The following is a 1,465-nucleotide window of genomic DNA, read 5'->3' as shown; positions in this document are numbered from 1 at the left end:
GGACGATATTAAGGTTGTCATAATAAGTAAAAATCAAATAAAGTACGGCAAATAACAAGACCAAGAATGCTTTTAAAATAGCATTCTTGGTCTTTATTATTATGGAAAGCTCCATTTCCTCTGTAACCAGGTAGTTAAATTAACGAGGGCTTCCCAATGAAAGGTTTGACTTAGTGCAAAATATATACAAACTTGGTTTTTTACCATTAGCATTGACTGATAGATGATAAGCGTGATTTACCGGAATAATATGCTGCTATTAAAATATTAGGAATGCCAGCGAGTGCTGATGCCGGTGCAGGATACGGGAAGTACAGATAAATAAGTAAACTAAGGAAAAAGTTTTAAAACAGTGATAATTGTACTTATTTCAATAGTTTTCTTTAAAAGCATTATTTCTGGATAATTAGAGTAGAGGCTTACATCGATCGTTATTTTGTAAAAATTCGTAAAGAATAGAACGGTAAATTTTAAAAAAACTAAACGAAATTACATTATAAGGAAGAAACTATTGAAAAATAAGTGATAATCCATTAAAAATTCTGTAAATTTAATCAAACATTATAACGTTATATTGATTAGTTCGAAAAAATATGATAATCTATTTTTGTAAAGAGAAATGAAATGAATTCTCGCGCAATTCAGTGTAATCGTATACAAAGTACTTGCAATCGATAGGATGTACCGAAAAGGATGAGGGAAATGGCAGATACGTTAGTTCTGAAGAATGTAAAGATGTTAGAGGGAAATGCAGCGGATATCATACTGGAAAATGGAATGATTAAAGAAATTGCATTTCCCGGAACTGCAACAGGGGATAAGATAATAGATTATGATCAAAAAGTTTTTGTTTCCAGCGGATGGATTGATATGCATGTACATGCTTTCCCGGAATTCGATCCTTATGGTGATGAGGTTGATGAGATTGGATATAAAACGGGTGTAACAACGGTCATTGATGCGGGAAGCACGGGGGCAGACAGGATATCTGATCTCGTTAACAGCTGTGAAAATTCCAAAACGAATGTTTTCGCCTTTCTGAATATTTCGCGGATTGGCTTGAAAAGGATTGATGAGTTATCGGATATTTCATGGCTGGACGAAGGAGAGTTAAGGAAGGCAATTTCCAAGTACGGGGATTTCGTTGTTGGACTTAAAGCGAGAATAAGTAAAAGTGTGGTTGGTTCAAATGGTGTCGAGCCATTAAAAATAGCTAGGAAGTTCTCGGCTGAAACTGGTTTACCATTAATGGTCCATATCGGTTCAGGGCCGCCTGATATTAAAGAGGTCCTTGAATTACTTGAGGAAAAGGATATTATTACACATTTCTTAAATGGTAAAGCGAATAATTTATTTGATGAAAGAGAAGAGCCGCTGCCTGAGCTCAGAAAGGCGATTGAACGTGGTGTCCATTTGGATGTAGGTCATGGAACGGCAAGCTTTTCTTTTACAACTGCAGAAATGG

General features: G+C 35.5%; 1 protein-coding gene. It reads left to right on the top strand.

Annotated features, from left to right (window positions below; genetic code table 11):
- Positions 1-702: 702 nt before the first annotated feature.
- Positions 703-1,465, top strand: a 763-nt coding sequence (locus tag ACFVSH_RS26580; protein ID WP_387708811.1) for an amidohydrolase family protein, incomplete at its 3' end; no start/stop codon positions are given.

It is taken from the genome of Peribacillus sp. NPDC058002 (genome assembly GCF_042886655.1).
GTDB classification, from domain to species: Bacteria; Bacillota; Bacilli; order Bacillales; family DSM-1321; genus Peribacillus; species Peribacillus aracenensis.
This window is presented reverse-complemented; position numbering and strand designations above follow the sequence as displayed.